We start from the raw sequence: 19,883 nt of genomic DNA, 5'->3' as shown, positions 1-19,883 counted from the left end.
GGCCAAGCCGGCCTCCGTCGCGGCCGCGAGGGCCGGGCCCGTCACCCGACCGTCGCGGGCCAGGACGACGGTCGATTCGGGGCTCGACCCGGCGGCCGACTCGTCGGTCGATTCGGCGTCCGGCCCGGCGGTTCGCGATCGGATCTCGGCGCCCACCGCCCGCCCGACTGCGAGCGCGAGCGCCGGCGTGACGCGGTCCTCGACGCCGCCGCGGATCCCGGCGGTTCCGAACAGGTCCATGTCGCCCACCTCGGCGCCCGGGAGTTAGTAGGCGTCGGTTGCGGGCGGGTCGCTTAAACGGGTCGCGGTCCCAAGGTCGGCCGATGACCGACCGCGTTCGCGCGCACGTGTTCGTCTCGGGTCGCGTTCAAGGCGTCTACTACCGGGCGACGACCCGCGATACGGCCCGCGAGAAGGGCGTCGACGGCTGGGTGCGGAACCTCGACGACGGCCGGGTCGAGGCGGTCTTCGAGGGGTCCGAGGGCGACGTCCGCGACATGGTCGCGTGGTGCGAGACCGGAAGCGAGGCCGCCGAGGTCGAGGACGTGGACGTCGAGTACGGCGAGCCGGAGGGCGCAGAGGGGTTCGAGGTCAGGTGGTGAGGCGGTCGGCTCAGTCGTCGTCCGCGGCCGCCGTCGACCCGGTAGCGCCGCGGCCGGGCCCGTCTCGCACGCCGAGTTCCTCCAGCGCGCGCAGGACGACGACGGCTTCGACCACGTCGCGCTCCTCGGTGTAGGGGTCGTCGACCGCGTCGAGAGTCGCCTCGGCCTCGCTCGCGAGCCGCGCCTCCAGCTCGGTCTGGTCGGTCTCGTCCTTCGTCGCGGACAGCAGCGCCTCGTGGTCCTCGCGGAGGTCCAAGGAGACGTGGGCCGCGTTACATCGAGAGAGCGGATGGGTGTCCATCTCGACCGCGAGGTCGCTCACGAGGGCCCAGTCGTCGGCGCAGAAGCGGAGCGTCACCGTCCCGACCACGTCGCGCCACGCGATCGGCCCGCCGTTCTCCATCAGCCGGAGCGCCCGCGGCGGCACCGCGATCCGGGTGTGGGTGTCGTCCCGGCCGCACAGGCAACAGGGGGTGTTCTTCAGTCCGGCGTACACGCCGATCCGTACGCGCTCGAGAGGGGTGTGCGTTTCGCCGGCGGAACGCGATCGCGGCGGTACGGGTGATAAATAGACGATGCGGCGGCGCGTGCCTGCGAGCGGCCGCCGAAGGCGGTCGCGAGCCAGCACGCGCGAGGGACGCGGTGAGCGCTCGCAGAGCGCGAACCGCGAGGCTGGGGAGGCGTGAGGTGCCGTGCGGTGCGGTCGGGTGAGATTCAAAGGGCCAGCCGCGGGGCTTTAGAGGCGTTCGCGGTCGATCCGCGGTCAGCGACTCACGAGTGGGCCGAAACCGAACGACGATCCCCGTGAAAAATCGAAGATCCCCGCGATTCAGGTCTTACGCGTCGCACTCGGCCAGCCACTCGTGGGCCCAGTCGTCGATCTCCTCGAAGACGGGGGCGAGCGACTCGCCTTTATCAGTTAAACTGTAGTACGTCGCCACCGGCGAGTCCTCCTCCAACCGCCGATCCACGAAGCCGGTCTCCTGGAGGTCGTCGAGCACGCGCGAGAGGGTGCGGGCGTTCGCGTCCGTCTCCCGCTTCAGCTCGTTGAACCGCGCCTCGCCGTTCAACAGCTCGTGGAGGACGACGAGCCGCCACCGCGAACCGATCTGTTCGAGCGAGTCCACGACGGGACACGGCGTGTCGGGGGCGGCGTTCCGGGACTCTGCGTCGGTCGTCTCCGCCGGTTCGGAGCCGGCGAGTTCCTGCGATGACATCGGTGTTACCTGCTTACCCTATTGTCCGGGAAGCGATAAATAGGTTACGTGCGTATAGCAGGTTACACGATGTTAGCTGAAATCGCAGCGACACCGCTCCAGTTCGACACCCCCCTCGCGGGCGAACTCTTCCTGCTCGGCCGGATCGTCTTCGGCGCGACGCTCGCGTTCATGGGGCTCAACCACTTCATGGACCTCGAGACGATGGCGGGCTACGCCGAGTTCAAGGGCCTCCCCGCGCCGCAGTTCTCGGTGATCGCCTCCGGCGCCGTCCTCGTCTTGGGCGGCCTCGGCGTCGCGGCGGGCGCGTTCCCCGTCGTCGCCGCGGGCGGCCTCGCCCTCTTCCTCCTCGTCTCCGCCGTGACGATGCACGACTTCTGGTCGATGGACGACCCCGAGGAGAAGCAGAACGAGATGACGAGCTTCCTGAAGAACGTCTACGGCGCCGGCGCCGCGCTCGCGCTGCTCGCGGTCGGCGGCACCGCGTGGCCGTACGCGGTCGGCCTCGGCCTGTTCTGAGCCGCGATCGAACCGTTCGGCCGTTCTGAGCCGCGATCGAACCGTTTTCCGACTGGCCGTTGTCGACGCGCGACCGACGCGCACAGGACGCATCCATTTTCGCGCCGCCGTCCGACTACTCTCGAGCCGCCAGTACGACTAACTACCTTCCCGACAACCGTTCACGCAGATCATGACCGACGCGCCGCCGACGACCGGACTCCACCACGTCACGAACATCTGTACCGACATGGACGAGACGACCGCGTTCTACGAGGACGTCCTCGGCTGGCACACGGTCAAGCGGACCCAGAACTACGACGACCCCGGGACGCCGCACTACTACTTCTCGCCCACGCCGACGGGCGAACCGGGGGCCAACGTCACCTACTTCGAGTACCCGGACTCGCAGGGGACCCCGGGCCCGGGCGCGAGCCACCACTTCGCGTTCGGCGTCGAGGACGAGGAGACGCTCCGCGAGTGGCGAGACCACCTCGAATCCCACGACGTGGAGGTCTCGGAGGTGAAAGACCGAACCTACTTCAAGAGCGTCTACTTCACCGATCCCGACGGGCTCGTCTTCGAGCTGGCGACGCGGGGGCCCGGATTCACCCGCGACGAAGACGAGCCCGGCAGCGAGGTCATCGACCCGTTCGAGGAGGGCTACGAGGACTGAGGCGCCCGGGCGTCGCAACGGGAGGGCCTCGTCGGGGTCACTCCCCCTCGACGAGCGCCGCGAACCGGTCGAGCGCGCGCCGGCAGACCGGGACGTACGGGGCCGCGAGCAGGGGGACCTCGATCACCGCCCGACACCGCTCCGGCTCCCCCGAGTACCGGTCGACGCGGTGGCCGGTCGCGGGGACTCCGGCGACCCGCCAGTCCCACCGGAGCCGGGTCGCGCCCGTCACTCGGAAGGGGGCCCAGGCGCCGGCGACTCGGACGCGTCCCGTCGTCCCGGTCTCGACGTATCGGTCAGTGCTCTCGACGCCGCGGATCGACGGGCTCCAGTCGGGCCACCGCCGGGTGTCGCGGAGCGCCTTCGCGGTCGGCTCGGGCGGCGCGTCGACGTCGCGGCCGACCGCGAGCGTTGCCCCTTCGCGGACCACGGCGGCTCCGTCGTCGCGACCGGAATCTCCGGACATGCCGTGTCTTTCGGAGGCGGGACGCCTCATCGCTGCGGTCTCCCGCTCGAATACGGACGTTCGTCCGGTTTCGGAGGTCCGTATCGGTGCCAATTCGAAGTACGTCTATCGACCGAGTCGTCGCCGCATCGTTTCATATTAATACCTTATATGGTATGAGGACTCATTATCTCTTTCCACGAAGGGTTAATACGGGACTCCGAGGTAGCAGGAGTCAATATGGCAAGCGATCGCGACAGCATGAAAGACGTCTCTCACACAGCGCCGAACGACACCTCGGCTGACGCCGTCTGGGAGCGAGGACGGGGGCCGGTCGAGGAAGCGGAAGAAGAGGAGTAACCCGACGGCTCGTCTCCCGAACACCGCCCGAGTCGCTGAGTGACGCCGGTTTACACGCCGACCGCGAGCGAGGCGCGAACGCATCGATACCCGGCGTCCGGCCGACACTCTCTTTGTCCTCGTTTTTAAATACGCCGTATGGTCGGAGTCACGATCGGAGTCGTCGGAGTCGCGACGGTCGCCGTGTTGCTGGCGATCAGCGCGTTCTTCTCCAGTTCGGAGACCGCGATCTTCTCGCTGCCGGCGGCGTGGTTCGATCGACGGGCGGAGACGGGAGACCCGCGGGCGCTCGCGCTGAAGGAACTTCGCGACGATCCCCACAGGCTGCTGGTGACGCTGCTCGTCGGCAACAACGTCGTGAACATCGCGATCTCCAGTATCGTGACGCTCCTCGTCGCCAGCTATCTCCCCCCCGGCGCGGCGGTCGCGGTGACGACCGCGTGTACCAGCTTCCTCGTCCTCGTGTTCGGCGAGATCGTCCCCAAGGCGTTCGGGCTCGGAAACGCGGAGATGTGGTCGCTCCGGGTCGCGTCGCCGATCCGACTCGTCGAACGCGTTCTCTCGCCGGTCATAACGTTTTTTGACGGGATCACCCGTCGTATGAACGCGTACATCAGCGGCGACGCGAGCATCGAGAAGCCGTACACGGAGTGAATCGTGCCGACTCCCGACGGTTCGCAGCGCGCTCGCCTCGCGCGCCGCTCCCGTCTCTCCCGCCTGCGTTCTCGCCGCCGATAACCGCGGGCGTGGGTTTAACCCGGCCGCCGGCGGAATCGCACGCATGATCGAGGTGTCGGGGCTGCGGAAGACCTACGGCGACTTCGCGGCCGTCGTCGACAGCGATTTCGCCGTTGACGACGGCGAGGTGTTCGGGATCGTCGGCCCGAACGGAGCGGGGAAGACGACGACGCTCAAGGTGATCGCCGGCCTCGTCGAGCCCACCGACGGTGAGGTGACCGTCGCCGGGTTCGACGCCTCGGACCCCGAGATGCGCCGGCACCTCGGGTTCCTGCCGGAGGAGTCGCCGCTGTACGAGGAGATGACCGCGCTGTCGTACCTGCGCTTCTTCGCGGACCTCTACGACGTGCCCCGGGAGGTCGCCGACGAGCGGATCGAGGCCGCGCTCGACCGGCTCGAACTCGACCACCGCGAGCGCCGCCTCGGCGACGTCTCGAAGGGGATGAAACGGAAGGTCGCCATCGCGCGCTCGCTCGTCAACGACCCGGACGTGCTGGTGTACGACGAGCCGGCCTCCGGGCTCGACCCGGTGACGACGAACTCCGTGCTTGCGTTCACCCGCGAGCTCCGCGAGACGGGGAAGACGGTCGTTTTCTCCGCGCACAACCTCTACCACGTCGAGTCGGTCTGCGACCGCGTCGTGGTGATGAACGAGGGCCGGATCGTCGCCCGCGGGAGCGTCGACGGGATCCGCGAGCGACACGGCGAGACGACGTACCGCGTGTTCACCGACGTCGAGCCGACGGCGACGCCCGCCCTCGACGACCTCGACGCGACGACCGAGGAGGTGGGCGACCGCTTCCGAACGACCGTCCCGAGCATGGACGCGGTCGCTGCCGTCCGCGAGGCCGTCACCGACGCCGGCGGCGAGGTCGTCGACATCCGGAGCCGCGAGCCGAGCCTCGAAGACGTGTTCCTCGACATCGTCGGCCGGCCGATGCCCGGGCGGTACACCGGCGACTCCGGCGACCCCGGCGACTCCGGCGACCCCGGCGACTCCGGCGACTCCGGCGACCCCGGCGACTCCGCGGGCGACGGGGAGGCCGACGAGAACGGGGAGACGAGAGCGACGGCGACGGAGGCGACCGAGTGACCGATCGGCTGCGCCGCGTCGGCCGGCGGCTCGCGGTCGGCGTCCGTCGGGTTCTCCGAGTCGCGAGGTGGGAGTCCGCCCGCGCGTCGGGCGGCGTCGACCGCCGAACGCTCGCCGCCGGAGTCGCCCTGCTCGTCGTCGCCGGCGGCGTCGTCGGGGTCGGCGTGGCGACCGGCGTCGCCGGCCTCGACGTCGACGGCGACATCTACCGCGTCGGCGTCGACGACGGCTCGCCGTACGCGGACGCGATCGAGGACGCGCCGTCGCTGCGCCCGGTCCCGGGTGGGACGGCGTCGCTCGGCGACGCCGCCGACGCGGTCGTGGTGACGGTGGTACGACCCGGAGCCGGCGACGACGGCGCGATCGACTCCGGGGAGGTCGAGGAGGTGATCGTCCGCGCGAGCGACACGCGGAAGGGCGAAGCCGCGGCCGCGTCGGTCCGGGAGGCGGTCGAGGCGCACAACGAGCGACTGATGCGCGCCGAGCCGAACCGGACGGCGGCGTTCCCCGTCACCGTCACGCTCCGGTACGTCGGGCGAACGACCGGGATCGACGACGGCGCGACGCTCGGCGGGAGCGACGGCGGCTCGGCGGGCGGTTCGGACGGGGGGAGCGACGGCGGAGGCGAGACGGGAGGAGACGGTGGCGCGAGCGGCGACGGCGGCGGCGGTAGCGGGGCCGGAACGGACGCGAGTGACTCCGGTTCCACGGGCGCCGGGACCGGGTCGAGCGGGGACGGCGGCTTCGCGGTGCCGTCGATCGGCGGCGGCGCCTTCGGCGCCGACACGGTGGGCTCGCCCGGGTCGATCACACCGCCGTTCCCGTTCACGTCGCTGCTCTTGGCGTTCGTTTTCCTCGTGCCGATGAACTTCCTGATCCAGGCGTACGGCTCCTCTATCCTCGACGAGCGCACGAACCGGCGGGGAGAACCCCTGCTCGTCACGCCGCTGTCGCCGGCGGAGATCGTCGCCGGCAAGACGCTGCCGTACGCCGCGGCCGCAGCGGTCGTCACGACCCTCATCGCGCTCCTCGTCGGCGGCGGAGCGCTCTCGGTGGTCGCCGTGGCGCCGATCGCGGCCGCGTTCCTCGGAGCCACGTTCGTCGGCGCGATGTTCGCGCGGTCGTTCAAGGAGCTCACCTTCGTCACGGTGGGCGTGAGCGTCCTGTTGACCACCTACGCGTTCGTGCCGGCGGTCTTCACGAACGTGACGCCCGTGGCGCTCGTCTCGCCGCTGACGCTCGTCGTCTTCGACCTCCAGGGCGAGGCGGTCTCGGCGGGCGAAGTCCTCTTCTCGACCGCCCCGATGGCGGTCGGCGCGGCGCTGCTGTTCGGTCTCGGGCTCGGCGTCTACCGCGAGGAGGACATGTTCTCGCAAAAGCCCGTGACGCGGAAGTTCCTCGACGCGCTCGCGGTGCGGTTGTCTCCCGTGCCCGCGGGGGGCGGGATCCTCTCGCGCGACCGCCGCCGGGCGCTCGGGTCGGTCGCGCTCCTCACCGCCTGTACGATCCCCTTCGTGTTCGTCGCGGAGCTGCTGGCCGTCGCGGTGCTCTTTGCGCTGCCGATCACGGTATCGATTCCGGTGCTTCTGGTGACCATCGCGTTCATCGAGGAGGTCGCGAAAAGCGTCGGGCTGTACGCCGGGTTCGAGCGCGGCGTCTTCGAGCGGAGCGACGGTGACGGCGGGGGGACGCTCCGCGTCGCGCTCGCGGTCGGCCTCGCCTCCGGAACCGGATTCTTCCTCGCGGAGAAGGTCACGGCGGTCGTTCAGGCGGTCGGGCTCACCGACCTGTTCCTCGGCCGCGCCGCCTTCGGGGACGTGACCGGGCTCTCCGGGCTGCCCCCGGTCGCGCTGGCGGCGCTCTTTTTCGCGCCGCTCGTCCTCCACGTCGTCACGACGGGCGCGGCCGGCGTCGGCGCGAGCCGCGGCCGGACCGCCTACGCGCTGGCGCTGACGGCGGCGACGCTCGGGCACGCCGCCTACAACGTCGGGGTGGTGAGCCTTGGATAGCCGCCTGACGATCGCCGGACGGGAGCTCGCGGGGCTTCGCGCCGAGAAGACGATCCTGCTGGCGATCGCGATCCAGCTGTTCATCGCGGCGTTCTCGTCGTTCCTCGTCGTCGGGCTCGTCTCGATGTACGACCCCGGCGCGCTCGACGGCGCCGAGATCGAGGTCGCGGCCGCGGGCGACGCGGTCGAGGGCTTAGAGCGGGCCGCCGCCGAGGTGCCCGGCGCCTCCGTCACGCCGTACGCCGACGCGGACGCCGCCCGGAGGGCGTTCGAGCGGAACGCGGCCGACGCGGTGGTGGTCGCCACGCACACGGAGCGCGGGCGGGTGTCGACCGTCGTCACCGCCCCGGACGCGACCGTCCAGACGACGGTGATCGTGGTGCAGCTGCGCGAGCTGTTGCGGACCTACGAGCTGAACGAGCGCGACCGGCGATCCGCGTTCCTCGAGGAGTCGCCGCTCCCGCTCCCCGAGCGGAGCGACACCAGCCCGTACTTCTCGTTCACCTACACCGTGTTGATCCCGGTTTTAGTCTTCCTCCCGGTGTTCATCTCCGGATCGCTCATCGTCGACTCGATCACCGAGGAGCTGGATCGGGGGACGATGGAGCTGCTCCGCGTCGCGCCCGTCACGCTCCCCGAAATCGTCGACGGGAAGGCGGCCGCGGCGATCGGGATCGCCCCCGGACAGGCGCTGTTATGGCTGCTCCTGTTGGAGGCAAACGGCACGTCGGTCGCGAACGTCGGCCCGATCTTGGCGCTGATGACCGCGCTGACGACGCTCGTCGTCGCCGTCGCGGTCGGCGTCTCGGCGGTCGCGCCCGACCGCCGCGCCGCCCAGCTGCTCTACTCGGTCGCGGTGCTCGTCCTGTTCGGCGGCGCGACCGCGATGGCCGGCGGCCCCGCGAACGCGGTCGCGCGACTGGCGATCGACAGCGCGGGTGCGACGACGGGGGTCCTCGTGGTCGCGTACGCCGTCATCTCGGGAGCCGCGTACCTCGGCGTCCGGCGCGTGGTCGCAGTCGAGGGGTTCGGTCGCTGAAGGGTTCGGTTCTGGCGGCGGATCGGTCGCCGGGCGTTCGCCTCGCTCCTATCGGCCGAACTCGTCGCCAAGTCGCTTCGCGGTCGGGAGCCGCCAACCGCGCGCGACGGCGACGAGCCGGAGCCCGACCGTCACCCCGGCGCACGTCGCGGCCGCGACCCCGGATGGACCACCGAGCGCACCGACCACCCAGTACGCGATCCCGCCGGCAACGGCGCAGCTCGCGTAGAAGTCCTCGAAGAGGATGAACGGGGACCGGTCGAGCAGGATGTCGGCGAGCGCGCCGCCGCCGACGGCGTTGATCGTCGCGACGGCCACGACGCCGAACGCGGACACCCCGGCGTCAGTCGCGACGATGGCGCCGGTCGTGGCGAACGCGGCGAGGCCGACGGCGTCGGCGACGAGCGTCACCGGGTGTTCGTCGGGGGAGGCGAGCCACGCGCTCAGACCCACGGCGAGCCCGACGCCGAACAGTCCGAGGAGTATCTCGACCGGCGAGCGCAGCGCCAGCGGGACGCGCGCGACGAGGAGGTCCCGGGTGACGCCGCCGGCGAACGCCATCGCCAGCCCGACGACCGCGACGCCGAAGAGGTCGAACTCCTCGCGGACCGCCTTGCTCGCGCCGACCAGCGCGAACGCGACGAGTCCGACGGTGTTCATCACGGCGAACGGGTCGCCGAAGAGCGCCGCGAGGACGCCCCCGTTCATCCGCCGAACGCCCCGAGGCTCGACTGGAGCTCCCGCTCCGGCACCGCGTCGGTCAGCTCGTAGCCGACGAGGTCGCGCGCGTCGACCGCGTACGTCGAGCCGCCGCGGTCGAGCACCAGCACTCGGCCTTTCCAGCCGCGGACGGTCCCCGCCGCCATCGTCTCCGCGACGGGGCGGTCGTCGAGGTCGAGCCCGTAGTCGAGGTCGAACCGCTCGATCGGGTCGAACCGGTCGAGGAGGGCCGCCCACGCCGCCTCGTCGACCGCGCGCCCGAACCCGTCGAGCTTCGTCGGGACGCGGACGCGGTCGACGAGGTCGTCGCCCGCGGCCAGCTCGGCCTCCACCTCACGGGCGATCCGGCCGTTCGGGAAGGTCCGAACGTGGGCCGCGCGGTCAGCGCCCTGCTCGCGGAGGCGGGTCCCCAGCCGCCACTCGCGGGTGACGCCCACCTTCAGCACGTCGGGCGCGAACGCGGCGAGGTACATCGCGTGGGTCTCGCCGCAGTCCATCTCGTCTTTCAGGCACGTCCCGGTACACCGGGCGCACACCCAGACGTGACTGTGGTCGTCGCAGTACGGCGCGTCGGCGGCGTCGCAGGCGACGTGGTCCCCCTCGTGGACCGTCCCCGCGCAGCGGCGCTCGCCGAGGCCGAAGGCCAGTTCGGTCCCCGGGCTCGCGTCCACGAAGTCGACGGTCCCCCCGCTCGCGACGTAGAGCCCGCCGCCGATCGGTCCGCTCGCCTCGGCGATCGGACCCGCGTCCCCGTCGGACTCCGACTCCGGCGAGCCGCTCGCGACGCCCGTCTCGTAGCCGACGACCTGCACGCCGCGGGGTAGGGGGAGGCGGGGCTTATAGCCGTCGTCGGCCGTCTCGTCTCGGCGCCTGGAGAGCGCCGTGATGTGCGCGCGGCGGCGATCGGCGGCGTGGAACGAGCCGGAATCGGGGCCGTCCGGTGCCCCCTCACGACCGAGATTTATAAGTAATACCGGCGTCGCGCATCTGGCATGCGCACGGCAGCCCTCCCCCCGATCGTCGCCGCGGTCGTCGCGCTCGCGGTCAGCGGAATGAGACGGCTCTCGCCGATCCTCCTCGAGTCGCCCCTCTCGATCCCGTCGGCAGAGGCGCTCTCGAGGTACCTCGTGAGCGCCCAGTTCACGGCATTCCTGCTGGTCTACGGCCTGCTGTTCGGCGCCGCGCTCGCGTCGGGACTCCGGGACGCGGAGGCCTCCCCGACGTCGACCGCGCTGGCGACGGGCGCGAGCGCGACCGGCTCATTCCTGCTCGGTTCGGTCGCAGTCCTGTGGTACCTCAGTCCGGACCGCGGCCCCGTCGTCACCGCCGTCTTCGCCCTCGGTGCGAGCCTCGGCGTCGGGATCCAGTTCGCGGTCGTCGCGTACGCGGGGGTCGCGCTCGGCGAGAGCCGCCGCGGGGGACCGAGTTCGGCCCTGCCCTGATCCCGGCGGGTCGGACGCTCGCGTGACTACGCCGAGTCCGCCTCTTCGCCGTGGACCGCGCGCTCGACCGCGGCCGCCAGTCGCTCGCGTGTGCGATGGCTGGCCTCGGCGTCGGTCCGGACCTCGATCAGGTGCGACCCGGCCGCCTCGTGCGCCCGCGAGACGGCGGCTGCGACGTCGGCGGCGACCGCCGCCGCGCGTTCCGCCGGGCTCTCGCCGCCGTCCGCGGCCGCGTCGGACTGGGCGGGCGGTCGCGCGTCGATCCGCGCGTATCCGAGGCCGTGGAGCTCCGAGAGGGGCTCGAAGTCGAGCCCGTGCGGCGTCACGAACGACTCGGTGAACGGCGGCTCGAACGCCTCGATCGGGAGCTCGTGGAAGATGCCGCCGCCGTCGTTGTTGACCGCGACGACCGTTGCGTCGACCTCGCAGCGGTCGATCGCGAGCAGCCCGTTCGAGTCGTGGTACAGCGCGATGTCGCCGACGACGAGCGTGAGGTCGTCCGTCGTCGCGCTCCCCGCGCCGAGCGCGCTGGAGACGATTCCGTCGACGCCCGAGACGCCGCGGTTGCCGAGCGCGGTGACGTTCGCGGTCGTCGGCCCGACGAACCGGTCGAGGTCGCGAACCGGCATGGAGTTGGAGACGAACAGCGTCGCCGGGTCGGGGAGCGCGCCCGCGACCGCGCGGAGCGCGTCGCCCTCGTGGAACCCCGCGTCGCCCTCGTCGTCGAGCGGTTCGTCGTCGAGCGACTCCTCCTCGACCGCGTCGAGTTCGCGGTCGTGAACCGCCTCGGCGGTCCGGTCCGCCTCCTCCCACTGCGCGCGCCAGTCGGGGTCTCCGCTCCCCCCGGCGACGAGCCGCGAGAGGCGGGCGCAGAGCCGGTTCGGCTCGGCGACGACGAGCTCGGTCGCGGCGAACTCCGCCTCGCGCCAACGCCCGGCCGGGTCGACCTGGTACTGGTCGGCGCCCGTCGCCGCGAGGTACTTCCGGAGCCGCTTCGACGTGGGCGAGGCGCCGAGCCGAAGGACGAGGCTGGGGTCGCTCCAGCCCTCCGACCCGTCCCCCGCGAGGTCGGCCGAGAGGTACGCGTCGTAGCTCCCAACGACGGGTGCGACGCGGGTGTGGCCGCCGTATCTGACCCCCGAGAGCGGGTCCGCCAGCACGGGGAACCCGGTCGCGTGCGCGAGCGCCGTGACCGATTCCGGATCGATCCCCGGCGGGTCGGCGGGGCCGGCGACGATCAGCCCGCGGTCCGCCTCGCCCAGTTCGGCCGCGAGCGCGCGCAGGTCGTCGTCGCCCGGCTCGGGGGCGCCGGGCGTCACGTCGACGTAGGGGCCGTCGCGCCCGCGCTCGGCCGCCGCCGGGATGTCGTCGGGCACGTCGCCCGGCACCGGCGTCGGCTCCAGCGGCTTCGCGAACGGGACGTTGAGGTGGACCGGTCCCCGGTCGGCGCCCTCGGCGGTCGCGACGGCGCGGGCGACGGTGGTCCGCAGCGAGCGGAGCGCCCGGTCGTTCGCGGCCGGCTCCGGGAGGTCCTTGTAGAACCGGACGGCGTCCCCGTACAGTTTCTCCTGGTCCGCGGTCTGGTTCGCGCCGGAGTCGCGGAGTTCAGGGGGGCGGTCGGCCGTGAGCGCGAGGAGCGGGACGCGCGCCTCGCTCGCCTCCATCACGGCCGGGTGGTAGTTGGCGGCGGCGGTGCCGGAGGTACAGATCAGCGGCGTCACGCGGTCGGTCCGGCGGGCGCGGCCGAGCGCGAAGTACGCGGCGGCGCGCTCGTCGAGCTGCGAGAACACGCGGAGCTCGTCGTGGCCGGCGGCGGCGACGGTCAGCGGCGTGGAGCGACTGCCCGGCGAGGCGACGACGGCGTCGACGCCCGCGGCGACGAGCTCGTCGACGAGCGCGGTCGCCCACAGGACGTTCCGGTTCGGCGCGGTCATTACCGTCGCTTCGGCCGCCGACCTAAATACTCCGGCGGGTTCGGTCGACCGCCGCCCGTCGACCGCCCCCCGTCGGCGCCGCGCTCACTCCGCGTCCGACTCCCGACCGGTCACCTTCCGGACGCACGAGGAACCGAACGGTCCGAGTTCGCCCGCGTCTAACCGGACGAAGTGGCCCGTCGAAATCGAGGCCCCGCACCGCCGGCACTCGAAGTCGCCCTCGCGGGCGACGACCTGACTGTCGTACTCGACGTACGTTCCGCCTCGGAGGACTCGCAGGCGGGCGCCGTCGCGGTCGATGACCCCGCGCTTCTCGGCGGCGTCGAGGATGTCGCGGGTGAGCGCCGGGCTGGTCGTGATCGTCTCGATCCGGTCGACCGCCGCGGCGAGGTCGAGCTCCTCGCGTTCGAGGTGCGCCAGCAGCTCGACGCCGAGCTCCAGCTTCGCCTCGCGGGTCGGCGGCTCCGTCACGGCCGGCGAGACGGCGCGATCCGACTTAAGTCGGCTGGACCGCGGGCGGCGCTTGCGACCGGCGCACCGAATACAGAGCTTGCCGGACCGGCAGGTTCACGTCGGTCGGCCGACACCTCGGGTCGTGGTCCGATCCCGCGACCGATCCCGTCGTCGCCCCGCGTACCGCCGCCGGCCGAACGAGTTCCGCTGGCTGTGGATCGCGGCGACCGCGACGTACGGCGTCGGCGACCTCGTCTCGACGATCGCCTTCCTCGAATACGTGCCGACGATTCGGGAGGCGAACCCGGTCGTCAGGTTCGCGCTGGAGTCGTTCGGGCTCTCGGGACTCGTGGCGCTGAAGATCGTCGTCTACCTCGTGATGCTCTGGATCAGCGTCGAGGGCGCGCGCGAGGGCGACGGCCTGCTGTACTACTTCCCGCCGGTGGTGCTCACCGTGACGGGCGCGTACCTCACCGCGAGCAACGTGCGGCTGCTGTGGGTCGCGTGAGTCGGTGCGCGCCGCCCCGCCGATGCTGGCCGCCGGCGATCGCCCCCACCGACACCGACTTTCCCGCACGGCCCCGATCCGATCCCATGCTCTCTGACACTCCCGGACTCCACCACGTCACGGGGATCGTCGGCGACGCCGGGAGCCACGCCGCCTTCTACGGCGAGACGCTCGGGCTCCGCCTGCTCCGCCGGACGGTGAACTACGAGGACCGCCTCCAGTACCACCTCTACTTCGGCGACGCGACCGGCTCGCCCGGCTCTGTGTTCACCGCCTTCCCCGACCCGAACGCCGACCCCGGACGGACCGGGAAGCCGGGCTACGACGCCGTCGCCTTCGCGGTGCCGCCGGCGTCGCTCGGCTACTGGCGCGACCGGCTCGCGGACCGCGGCGTCGAGGCCGCGCCGCTCCACGCGGACGAGCGCTTCGGCGACCGCGGGCTGACGCTCGCGGACCCGTCCGGAACGCGGGTCGAACTGGTCGCGACGCCGGACGCGGACGGGAACGGAGCCGACGGCGACGGGACCGACGACAGCTTCGACCCCTGGACCGAGGGGTCCGTCCCGACCGCGCACGCGATCCGCGGACTTCACGGGGTGACCGCGCTCCCCGCAGACCCGTACGGGACCGCGAGCGTGCTGGAGACGCTCGGCTTCGAGTACGAGGCCGAATCGGGCGACCGGGTTCGGTACCGCGCGCCGGGCGACCGCGCGACCGTCGTCGACCTGCTCGACCGCGACGCCGCGTACCTCCGGGAAGGGCCGGGGACGCTCCACCACGCCGCGGTGCGCGTCGCGGACCGCGAGGCGCTGCTGGAGTGGCACGGGCTGTTCCGCGACCGCGGATACGACGTGTCGCGCGTGAAGGACCGTCACTTCTTCCACTCGCTGTACGTCCGCGGCCCCGGCGGGCTCCTCGTCGAACTCGCGACCGAGGCGCCGACCGCCGACGGGCCGCCCGGTCCGGGGCTGGCCGATCCGAACGCGACCGGGCACGCGACCGACCTCTACCTCCCGCCCCGGTTCGGGGACGACCGCGAGCTGATCGAGTCGCAGCTGCCGCGATTCGACGGGCCGGGGTCGGAGTCGGCGGACTCGGAGGCGACGGCGTCCGCCGACTCTCGGGCGGACGACGCGGAGTCCTCGCGATGAGCCGCCGAATTCCCGGCGTCTCCGGTCCGCACGCGGACGCGACGCTCGTCACCGGCGGCGCTCCCGCCGCGGCCGCCGAGGTCGCGGTCGTGCTGGTCCACGGCCGCGGCGGCACGGCGGAGGGACTGGTCCGCCTCGCCGACGAGTTCTACCGCTCCGGCGCGACCCTCCTCGCCCCCGGCGCGGTCCGGTCGACGTGGGTCCCGGCGCCGCACGACGCGTCGCTGTCGGCCAACGAGCCCGCGCTCACCTCCGCGGTCGACTGCGTCGCGAGCGCGGTCGAGGTCGCGCGCGGCGCCGGAGTTCCGCCCGAGCGCGTCGTCCTCGTCGGGATCTCGCAGGGCGGCGCGGTCGCCGCGGAGTTCCTCCGGCGTCGGCCGCGCCGGTACGGCGGCGCGTTCGTCGTCTCGGCCGCGTTGCCGGGCGAGGACCTCGACTCGCGCGAGGTCGGGAGTCCGGGGAGCGAAGCGGACGGGCCCCTGGACGGGACGCCGGTCGCGCTCGACAGTAGCGAGGCCGACCCGCACGTGCCCCCCGAGCGCGTCCGGGCGACGGCTCGGGCCTTCGAGCGCGCCGGCGCCGCGGTCGAGTGTCGGATCGATCCGGGGGACGGTCACGGCCTCTCGGACGCGACGATGGACCGGATCGGCGAGCGGATCGAGGGACTGCTCGGCGGCGACTGACGCCCGGCTCGCACCGGCGTCCCCGCTCGGCCGTCTCGCTCCCGAACGTGTTCGCGCCGCTCGACATGCGGCTGCGGCGTCGAAGGCGAGACGCATGTCCGAACTCGACGTCAGAGAGATCCCGCCGAACGAGCGACACGACCGGATCCACGACGCGTTCGCCGCCCTGGAGCCGGGCGAGTCGCTCACGATAGTCAACGACCACGACCCGAAGCCGCTCTACTACGAGCTGTCGGCGGAGGTCCCCGCGTTCGACGACGAGGCGTACGCGGTCGAGCGCGAGGGGCCGGAGCGGTTCGTCGCCGAACTGCCGAAGGCTGAGTCCGGTGGCGAACCGGAGACGGTCCGGATCGACGACCTCGACGGCGAGCCGCACGCGTCCGTGTTCCCGGGCGAGGAGCCGAAGACCGTCCGCCTCTCGCTGGCGGCGGGCGAGGGCGTCGCGGAACACGATCACCCGGACAGAACGGTGCTGTTCCACGCGCTGGAGGGCGCCTTCGACGTCGCGCTCGACGGCGAGACCCACTCCGTCGAGGCCGGCGAACTACTCCGGTTCGACGGCGAGCGGAGCGTGGAGCCGACCGCGCGCGAGGACGGGACCGCGCTGATCGTGTTGGCCCCGCGAAGTGAGTCGTAGCCGTCCGGGCGACGGGAACCGACCGACGGCGTTTCGCGGCTCCGGGGACCGAACATGTTCGCTCGAATTCCCGGACGACGGGCCGGGTCGCAGGACGTTACAACGGATGCCACCAACGACCGAACACATGACGGACGACACGACACTCGATCGACGACGGTTCGTACAGGCGACGACCGCCGCGGGTGCGACCCTCCTGCTCGCCGGCTGTTCCGGCGGGGGCGGCGGCGGAAGCGGCGGAAGCGGTGACGGCGGAAGCGGGGGCGGTGACGGCGGAAGCGGCGGAGGCTCCGGCGGCGACACGCAGTACCTCAGCGAGGAGCCGGACTACGGCGGCTGGTTCGACGACGCGAACAACTACGAACAGACCGTCGACGCCACCGGCCGGGACGAGGTCACCGTCCGGGTCGGCGCGGGAGACGGTCTCTCGTTCGGCCCGGCCGCGGTGGCGGTGAGCACCGGAACGACCGTGGTCTGGGAGTGGACCGGCCAGGGCGGCGGTCACAACGTCTCCGCCGAGTCGGGGGACTTCGAGAGCGAGACCTCCCAGGAGCAGGGGCACACCTTCGAGTACACGTTCGAGGAGACGGGGATACAGAAGTACGTCTGTACGCCCCACGAGGCGGTCGGCATGAAGGGCGCCGTCGTCGTTCGGTGACGGCGCGACGCGACTGAGCCGCGCTTCGGTCGCGGCCGAAACGCGCGTCGGTCCGCGACGCGACGCGGCGCGATCGCTTTTTCCGGTCGGGGGTTCGGACGTATGCCGACCGTGCCCGGCCCGCGTTCCCACGTCCTCGAAACGCCGGGGGCGACCGCCGAACGTGTTCGCGCGCTTCCTACCGCCCAGCAAGCCGCTCGGCGACCTATATATCGGAGGCCGAAACGTCCGCGTGTCGCGAGGGAATCGCCGCTCGCGGATTCACTATGTCGAACGAAACACAGCGGTCCACGGACGCGGGAGAATCGGGCGACGAGACGACCGGCTCGACGGACGGGTTCGACTCGATGCTCCCCGGCGTCCGTCGCCGCGACTTCGTGAAGGCCGGCGCCGCCGCCGGCGGACTCAGCGGGCTTGCCGGCTGTACCAGCCTGCTGAGCGAGGACGATGTCGGGGGGACGGCCTCGGCGAGCGGGGTCGACAACACCGTGCCGCCGGGCGAACACGACGAGTACTACGGGATTCTCAGCGGCGGGCAGGACGGTAACGTCCGCGTGTACGGACTCCCGTCGATGCGGGAGATCATCCGGATCCCGGTGTTCAACCGGGACGCCTCGCGCGGCTACGGCTTCGACGACGAGAGCAAGCAGATGCTCGAAGACGCCGGCGGCTACACGTGGGGCGACACCCACCACCCCCGGATCAGCCAGACCGACGGGGACTACGACGGGCGGTTCGCGTACGTCAACGACAAGGCGAACGGGCGCATGGCCCGGATCGACCTGACGTACTTCGAGACGGACGCGATCGTCAACATCCCGAACCAGCAGGGGACGCACGGCGCCTGTGCGCAGCTGCCGGACACCGACCTCATCTTCGGCGTCGGCGAGTTCCGGACCCCGATCCCCAACGACGGGACCGGCGACCTCGAGGACCCGGACTCGTACGGCTCCGTTCTCGCCGCGATCAACCCCGAGTCGATGAACGTCGAGTGGGAGGTCCTCATCGACGGCAACATGGACAACGGCGACGGGAGCAAGGAGGGCCGGTACTTCTTCACGAGCGCCTACAACACGGAGGAGGCAGCGACCGAGTCGGGGATGACACGCGCCGACCGCGACGACGTGAAGGCCTTCGACATCCCGCGGATCGAGGCGGCCGTCGAGGCCGGGAACTACGAGATGCTGAACGGGGTCCCGGTCGTCGACGGGCGGAAGGACAGCCCGCTCAACCGGGGCGACGAACCGATCGTTCACTACATTCCGACGCCGAAGAGCCCGCACGGGGTCAGCGTCACCCCGGACAACAGCTACGCCATCGTCAGCGGGAAGCTCGACCCGACCGCGACGGTCATCGACATCGAGGCGATCGCCGAGGTCGACGACCCGGCCGACGCGATCGTCGGGCAGCCGAAACTCGGTCTCGGTCCGCTCCACACGGCCTACGACGGCCGGGGGCACGCGTACACGACGCTGTTCATCGACTCGCAGGTCGTCAAGTGGGACATCGAGGAGGCGGTCAACGCCGAGCCCCGCTCCGAGAGTCCGGTGATCGAGAAGATCGACGTCCACTACAACCCCGGTCACCTCATCGCCGCGGAGTCGTACACCGAGGACCCGGCGGGCGACTGGCTCGTCTCACTGAACAAGCTCTCGAAGGACCGGTTCCTCCCCGTCGGTCCGCAACACCCCGAGAACGACCAGCTGATCTACATCGGTGACGACGAGAACGGGATGGAGCTGGTGAAGGACTCGCCCGCGCAGGCCGAGCCGCACGACGCGTCGATCTGTCACAGGTCGAAGATCAATCCCAAGGCGGTCTACGACCCCGAGGACCTCGAACTCAGCCACACGGCCGAGGGCGAGGAGACGATGGAGCGGGTCTCCGACGACCGCGTCGAGATCGAGATGTACTCGACCCGGAACCACTACGGGTTCCAGAAGATGGTCGTCCAGGAGGGCGACGAGGTCGAGATGCAGGTGACGAACGTCGAGACCACGAGCGACATGCTCCACTCGGTGGCGATCCCGGACCACGACGTCCACATGCGGGTCGCGCCCCAGGAGACGCGGAAGGCGACGTTCACCGCGGACGAGCCCGGCGTCTACTGGATCTACTGCGCGCACTTCTGCAGCGCGTTACACCTGGAGATGCGCTCGCGGCTCATCGTCAAACCGGAGGAATAACGCCATGGCCTCGTCGCTCACGCGGCTGACCGAGATCCGACGCGCGCTCCCGCTGGCAGCGGCCGCGCTGCTCGTCGGCGCGCTGCTGGTTCCGGTGTGGACGATCACGCTCACGGCGCCGCAGTACCCCGGTCAAGAGCTGCTCATCGAGCTGTACGCCTACCCGCGTCTGGGCGGCGACTTCGCCGAGGTACAGGGGCTCAACAAGTACGCGGGGTTCCACTACCCCGACCCGGTGTTCATCGAACCGAACTACGACGTCAGCGAGGCGGCGATCGACGTCCCCGAGTGGCTGCTCGGGCCGGTCGTGTTCGTCGGCCTCGCACTCACGGGCGCCTTCGTCGCGTTCGCCCCGACGGTCCGCAAGCTGAAGGCCGGGCTCACCGCCCAGCTCGTCGGCACGATCACCGTCTTCGTCGGGATGTTCGCGTTCATCCAGTACCGGCTCTACCAGGCCGGCCACTCGTTGGACCCGGACGCGCCGCTTCGCGGGATCGACCCGTTCACCCCGCCCCTCCTGGGCCCCTACGAGGTGGCCAACATCAGCGGCTTCGCGTGGTTCGGTCCCGGCGGGTACATGACCGTCCTCGCGGTCCTGCTGCTCGCGACCGCGTACCTCGCGCGGGACATCGAGGCGACCGTGGACGAGCTCCCGGCGCTGGCCCGCGGGCTCCCCGGCGCGATCCGCGAGCGCCGGTCGGGAGGCGGCGACGGCGGCCCCGACGACCGCGCGAACCGGGACCGGGGCGCGAGCGACGGCACCGACACGACCCGAGAGACCGACCGAGACCGCGACGTCGGCGGGGGCGACCATGTCGGGTGATCGCCTCGAGG

The 19,883-nt window shown here is 71.6% G+C and carries 22 protein-coding genes and 1 pseudogene; 15 read left to right on the top strand and 8 right to left on the bottom strand.

From position 1 onward, the window contains the following. A pseudogene (locus tag EXE45_RS15120) lies at positions 1–240 on the bottom strand (phosphomannomutase); the annotation flags it as partial. A gap of 83 nt (positions 241–323) precedes the next feature. Here EXE45_RS15120 and EXE45_RS15115 point away from each other — a divergent pair. Then, complete coding sequence (locus EXE45_RS15115; RefSeq protein WP_092922157.1) at positions 324–602, top strand: acylphosphatase; 279 nt, start codon at positions 324–326, stop codon at positions 600–602. 10 nt (positions 603–612) lie between these two features. On the opposite strand, the gene EXE45_RS15110 is transcribed toward EXE45_RS15115, so the two are convergent. Both EXE45_RS15110 and EXE45_RS15105 read right to left on the bottom strand, forming a co-directional pair. Beyond that, positions 613–1,098, bottom strand: coding sequence for a hypothetical protein (locus EXE45_RS15110; RefSeq protein WP_092922155.1), 486 nt, complete (start codon positions 1,096–1,098; stop codon positions 613–615). Positions 1,099–1,438: 340 nt separating this feature from the next. After that, complete coding sequence (locus tag EXE45_RS15105) at positions 1,439–1,819, bottom strand: helix-turn-helix domain-containing protein (RefSeq protein ID WP_092922152.1); 381 nt, start codon at positions 1,817–1,819, stop codon at positions 1,439–1,441. A gap of 69 nt (positions 1,820–1,888) precedes the next feature. Between EXE45_RS15105 and EXE45_RS15100 the strand changes: the two genes are divergently transcribed. Together EXE45_RS15100 and EXE45_RS15095 are read left to right on the top strand one after the other, a co-directional pair. Continuing rightward, complete coding sequence (locus tag EXE45_RS15100) at positions 1,889–2,338, top strand: DoxX family protein (RefSeq protein ID WP_092922149.1); 450 nt, start codon at positions 1,889–1,891, stop codon at positions 2,336–2,338. Between the two features lie 172 nt (positions 2,339–2,510). Further along, a complete protein-coding gene (locus EXE45_RS15095) occupies positions 2,511–2,993 on the top strand; it encodes a VOC family protein (RefSeq protein WP_092922146.1) in 483 nt (160 codons plus the stop codon). Between the two features lie 37 nt (positions 2,994–3,030). Here the strand turns inward: EXE45_RS15095 and EXE45_RS15090 are convergent, their stop codons facing one another. Continuing rightward, a complete protein-coding gene (locus tag EXE45_RS15090) occupies positions 3,031–3,459 on the bottom strand; it encodes an SRPBCC family protein (RefSeq protein ID WP_137694791.1) in 429 nt (142 codons plus the stop codon). A gap of 477 nt (positions 3,460–3,936) precedes the next feature. Here EXE45_RS15090 and EXE45_RS15085 point away from each other — a divergent pair, with 477 nt between their 5' ends. From EXE45_RS15085 to EXE45_RS15070, 4 genes are all read left to right on the top strand, one after another. Continuing rightward, positions 3,937–4,452 carry a CNNM domain-containing protein gene (locus EXE45_RS15085; protein ID WP_137694790.1) on the top strand — a complete coding sequence of 172 codons (516 nt, stop codon included), beginning with the start codon at positions 3,937–3,939 and terminating at the stop codon, positions 4,450–4,452. Positions 4,453–4,579: 127 nt separating this feature from the next. After that, a complete protein-coding gene (locus tag EXE45_RS15080) occupies positions 4,580–5,629 on the top strand; it encodes an ABC transporter ATP-binding protein (protein ID WP_137694789.1) in 1,050 nt (349 codons plus the stop codon). Then, a complete protein-coding gene (locus EXE45_RS15075) occupies positions 5,626–7,638 on the top strand; it encodes an ABC transporter permease (protein ID WP_137694788.1) in 2,013 nt (670 codons plus the stop codon). Before EXE45_RS15080 ends, EXE45_RS15075 begins: the two co-directional genes overlap by 4 nt. Continuing rightward, the gene (locus EXE45_RS15070) at positions 7,631–8,677 is read left to right on the top strand and encodes an ABC transporter permease (protein ID WP_092922131.1); all 1,047 of its coding nucleotides are present in this window, start codon (positions 7,631–7,633) and stop codon (positions 8,675–8,677) included. The genes EXE45_RS15075 and EXE45_RS15070 overlap by 8 nt, the downstream gene beginning before the upstream one ends. Before the next feature lie 48 nt (positions 8,678–8,725). On the opposite strand, the gene EXE45_RS15065 is transcribed toward EXE45_RS15070, so the two are convergent. Continuing rightward, complete coding sequence (locus tag EXE45_RS15065; protein ID WP_092922128.1) at positions 8,726–9,385, bottom strand: trimeric intracellular cation channel family protein; 660 nt, start codon at positions 9,383–9,385, stop codon at positions 8,726–8,728. Further along, a complete protein-coding gene (locus EXE45_RS15060; RefSeq protein ID WP_174549006.1) occupies positions 9,382–10,209 on the bottom strand; it encodes a DUF2797 domain-containing protein in 828 nt (275 codons plus the stop codon). The genes EXE45_RS15065 and EXE45_RS15060 overlap by 4 nt, the downstream gene beginning before the upstream one ends. A gap of 180 nt (positions 10,210–10,389) precedes the next feature. Here EXE45_RS15060 and EXE45_RS15055 point away from each other — a divergent pair, with 180 nt between their 5' ends. Next, positions 10,390–10,839 carry a hypothetical protein gene (locus EXE45_RS15055; RefSeq protein WP_092922125.1) on the top strand — a complete coding sequence of 150 codons (450 nt, stop codon included), beginning with the start codon at positions 10,390–10,392 and terminating at the stop codon, positions 10,837–10,839. 26 nt (positions 10,840–10,865) lie between these two features. On the opposite strand, the gene menD is transcribed toward EXE45_RS15055, so the two are convergent. Then, positions 10,866–12,773: a 2-succinyl-5-enolpyruvyl-6-hydroxy-3-cyclohexene-1-carboxylic-acid synthase gene (gene menD / locus EXE45_RS15050; RefSeq protein WP_137694787.1), complete on the bottom strand. Its 1,908-nt coding sequence runs from the start codon at positions 12,771–12,773 to the stop codon at positions 10,866–10,868. 84 nt (positions 12,774–12,857) lie between these two features. Then, positions 12,858–13,244 (bottom strand): DUF5830 family protein, encoded by a 387-nt coding sequence (locus EXE45_RS15045; RefSeq protein ID WP_137694786.1) that lies wholly within the window; start codon positions 13,242–13,244, stop codon positions 12,858–12,860. Between the two features lie 124 nt (positions 13,245–13,368). Between EXE45_RS15045 and EXE45_RS15040 the strand changes: the two genes are divergently transcribed. The 7 genes from EXE45_RS15040 to EXE45_RS15010 all read left to right on the top strand — a co-directional run bounded on the left by EXE45_RS15040 (position 13,369) and on the right by EXE45_RS15010 (position 19,872). Then, positions 13,369–13,734, top strand: coding sequence for a hypothetical protein (locus tag EXE45_RS15040; RefSeq protein ID WP_092922116.1), 366 nt, complete (start codon positions 13,369–13,371; stop codon positions 13,732–13,734). A gap of 86 nt (positions 13,735–13,820) precedes the next feature. Next, entirely contained in the window at positions 13,821–14,885 is a 1,065-nt protein-coding gene (locus EXE45_RS15035; protein ID WP_092922113.1) for a VOC family protein, read from the top strand. Then, positions 14,882–15,568, top strand: coding sequence for an alpha/beta hydrolase (locus tag EXE45_RS15030; protein ID WP_092922110.1), 687 nt, complete (start codon positions 14,882–14,884; stop codon positions 15,566–15,568). Before EXE45_RS15035 ends, EXE45_RS15030 begins: the two co-directional genes overlap by 4 nt. Positions 15,569–15,662: 94 nt before the next feature. After that, complete coding sequence (locus EXE45_RS15025; RefSeq protein ID WP_092922107.1) at positions 15,663–16,205, top strand: DUF2249 domain-containing protein; 543 nt, start codon at positions 15,663–15,665, stop codon at positions 16,203–16,205. A gap of 127 nt (positions 16,206–16,332) precedes the next feature. Then, positions 16,333–16,863, top strand: a complete 531-nt coding sequence (locus EXE45_RS15020) for a halocyanin domain-containing protein (protein WP_092922104.1) — start codon at positions 16,333–16,335, stop codon at positions 16,861–16,863. 266 nt (positions 16,864–17,129) lie between these two features. Beyond that, positions 17,130–19,049: a TAT-dependent nitrous-oxide reductase gene (gene nosZ / locus EXE45_RS15015; RefSeq protein WP_092922101.1), complete on the top strand. Its 1,920-nt coding sequence runs from the start codon at positions 17,130–17,132 to the stop codon at positions 19,047–19,049. A gap of 4 nt (positions 19,050–19,053) precedes the next feature. Then, positions 19,054–19,872 (top strand): hypothetical protein, encoded by an 819-nt coding sequence (locus EXE45_RS15010; RefSeq protein ID WP_137694785.1) that lies wholly within the window; start codon positions 19,054–19,056, stop codon positions 19,870–19,872. The last annotated feature ends 11 nt before the right edge of the window (positions 19,873–19,883 follow it).

Source organism: Halorubrum sp. SP9, from assembly GCF_005435015.1.
GTDB lineage: Archaea > Halobacteriota > Halobacteria > Halobacteriales > Haloferacaceae > Halorubrum > Halorubrum sodomense.
The sequence above is the reverse complement of the archived record's forward strand: the minus strand, read 5'-3'. Positions and strand labels throughout refer to the sequence as shown.